This is a genomic window from Microcystis sp. LE19-41.2A (assembly GCF_027530405.1).
In the GTDB taxonomy this organism is placed as follows: Bacteria; Cyanobacteriota; Cyanobacteriia; order Cyanobacteriales; family Microcystaceae; genus Microcystis; species Microcystis aeruginosa.
This window is the reverse complement of record NZ_JAPZQJ010000106.1, coordinates 1-2,973: the sequence shown is the minus strand read 5'-3', so window position 1 is coordinate 2,973 and position 2,973 is coordinate 1. Positions and strand designations below refer to the sequence as shown.

The following is a 2,973-nucleotide window of genomic DNA, read 5'->3' as shown; positions in this document are numbered from 1 at the left end:
TGTTGTTAGGGTTAGGAGTCAGTAGTCAGGAGAATTAAGAAGGAATAATAATCAGTTAAATGGTCTATTTAGGGCTGGCTGAATAAATCTTAAAACCTTGTTGGGTAAGACTTTTAGACCTTTTGTCAATCAAAAAGTACTGGATATAGGAGTGATCGGGGGAAAATCCCTGGACTTTTTCCCTGAAAATTAGGTACTTGGGCACCTCAAAACTGGTAAAACCCCACCACCCACACCCCACACCCCACACCTTGCCCCCAGGAAAAACTTTTTGCCGCAAACCCTATTTACAGACTTTATGCCATTTAATCCTTATTTTTGCCGTTTTTGAACCCTGAAAAATTAATTAGGGCTTGCTGAGTAATGATAAAAACCTTGTTGGGTAAGACTTTTAGACTTTTTTCCCCTCAAAAAGTACCAGGCATGGGAGTGATGAGGGGGAAAATTGAGGCACTTTTTCCTTGAAAATTAGGTAATTGGCCACCTCAAAACCGGTAAAACCCCACACCCCACACCCCACACCCCACACCCCACACCCTGTCCCCACGAAAAACTTTTTCAGCAGACCCTAATTATGCAAGAGGTTTAATGAGTTAAGATGATCGTGCTAACCCGCGATTTGAGCGATAGAGTAGTCAAGAATACAGATTAATCCTGCCTAACCGTGTCTAATTTTCTGCCTAGTCTCCGAGAAGCGATCGCCCGTTGGTGGTCCGAATTCACCCTCCAAACTAAATTAATGGCTGCGGCTACTTTAGCCGTTTCTTTGTTGATGAGTGGTTTAACCTTTTGGGCGGTTAACACGATCCAGCAGGATGTCCGTCTCAATGATACCCGTTTTGGCCGGGATTTAGGGCTGTTATTAGCCGCTAATGTCTCCCCTCTGATTGCTGAGGACAATTTAACCGATTTAGCCCGTTTTTCAGCCCGTTTTTATAGTAGTACCTCCAGTGTTCGTTATTTGATCTACGCTAACGAGGAGGGTCAAATATTTTTCGGCATTCCCTATTCTACCGCCGAAGTTAAAAATTCCCTGACGATCGAGCGTCGCATTCAATTACCGGAAAATTATGGCGAAAATGGGGAAACTCCCCTCGTCCGTCAGCATAAAACCCCCGACGGTGAAGTAACCGATGTCTTTGTTCCCTTGAATCATGAGGGCAAATATTTGGGAGTATTGGCGATCGGGATCAATCCTAACGCTATTGTGGTGGCTTCTTCTAATCTAACCCGTGATGTTACTATTGCCGTTTTTGTCTCGATTTGGGCGATGGTGATTCTCGGGGCAGTTTTTAATGCTTTAACTATCACCAAACCAATCAAGGAGTTATTAGTCGGGGTCAAAAATATTGCAGCGGGAAATTTTAAGCAGCGCGTTGATTTACCCCTGGGAGGAGAGTTAGGGGAATTAATTCTCAGTTTTAATGAAATGGCGGAAAAGTTAGAACGATACGAAGAACAAAATATCGAAGAAATGACCGCCGAAAAAGCCAAACTAGATACGTTAATGTCCACTATTGCTGATGGAGCAATTCTCTTAGATACTAACTTTCAATTATTATTAATTAATCCAGCGGCTCGGGAAATATTTGGCTGGGAAGATCAGGAAATTATCGGTAAAAATGTTCTACATCTTTTTCCTTCGGAGTTAACGGTTAAACTAACTAAACCTCTCTATCAAATTGCGGCAGGAGAAACCCTCCAACCAGAAGAATCCGCTAATCAAAATCAGAAAAATGCTGTTATTGATCAGGAAAATAATAACTATTCCCCGGCGGAATTTAGATTATCTTTAACTCACCCGAAACCCTGCACAATTCGCATTTTGTTAACTCAGGTATTCGATCAGTATCGGGAGAATGTCCGGGGAATTGCTATGACGCTACAGGATATCACCAGAGAAACAGAATTAAATGAGGCAAAAAGTCAATTTATCAGCAATGTTTCCCATGAGTTAAGAACCCCTTTATTCAACATCAAATCTTTTATTGAAACCCTGACAGAATTTGGAGAGGATCTCAGCGATACAGAAAAAAGAGAGTTTTTAGAAACCGCCAATCATGAAACCGATCGCTTAACTCGTTTAGTTAATGATGTTCTCGATCTTTCCCGGTTAGAATCCTCCCGTAACTATAACTTAGATGCGCTCGATATCGGACAATTAATCGAACAAACCCTGAGGACTTATCAACTCAATGCTAGGGATAAAGGACTAGAATTAAGCTCGGAAATTGAAGCCAATTTATTACCAATTTTAGGTCATTATGATCTACTCTTACAGGTATTAACTAATCTAGTCGGTAACTCCCTAAAATTTACTCCTGCTGGCGGTAAAGTGGTGATTCGTGCCTATAAAATCAGCAAAGATAATCCCCAAGAAACTCTCAAAATTCGCGTGGAAGTATCCGATACTGGTATTGGCATCGATGCCGAGGATCAAAGTGCCATATTTGATCGCTTCTATCGGGTAGAAAATCGCGTTCATACCCTAGAAGGGACGGGATTAGGATTATCGATCGTCAAAAATATTATTGAAAAGCACTATAGTCAAATTAATTTGATTAGTGAAGTGGGAATTGGCACAACTTTCTGGTTCGATCTAGATTTATATCAAGGCTCGATCGCCAGCAAAAAAATTAACGACGTGAGTTTATAAAAGCCAGAGCAATACTGCCCAAAATCAGGGTTAATAATAGCAATAATCCCTTATTCCTGAGACACCAATTTTTAAAAACCCTAGGGAGAGGGAGAGGGGGAATTTTGGTGGTGATTCGGTAGTAGTGATGGCGGCTTAATCCTTTGCTTTGCTGTGCATTGTAGTCATGGATAAAATACGGCTCTTCGTTACTTGTTATGGTTCGATAGGGGGGCATAAATCGACTAAATCCTTATCTGGCAAGAGACTTAATTGATTAGTTCGCTCTAGATAAAAAACAATTGACAAAAATCGCTAAATGCCTTTCTCTATAAGGG

The 2,973-nt window shown here is 41.1% G+C and carries 3 protein-coding genes; 2 read left to right on the top strand and 1 reads right to left on the bottom strand.

The window, feature by feature from the left end; all coding sequences use genetic code 11:
• Positions 1-64: 64 nt before the first annotated feature.
• Entirely contained in the window at positions 65-250 is a 186-nt protein-coding gene (locus O9290_RS04570; RefSeq protein WP_288086756.1) for a hypothetical protein, read from the bottom strand.
• Between O9290_RS04570 and O9290_RS04565 the strand changes: the two genes are divergently transcribed.
• Together O9290_RS04565 and nblS are read left to right on the top strand one after the other, a co-directional pair.
• On the top strand, positions 198-338 hold the full coding sequence (locus O9290_RS04565; protein WP_288086758.1) for a hypothetical protein: 141 nt from the start codon (positions 198-200) through the stop codon (positions 336-338). The two genes, O9290_RS04570 and O9290_RS04565, sit on opposite strands and share 53 nt — an antisense overlap.
• A 326-nt stretch (positions 339-664) precedes the next feature.
• Complete coding sequence (gene nblS / locus O9290_RS04560) at positions 665-2,656, top strand: two-component system sensor histidine kinase NblS (RefSeq protein WP_002762449.1); 1,992 nt, start codon at positions 665-667, stop codon at positions 2,654-2,656.
• Positions 2,657-2,973: the final 317 nt, after the last annotated feature.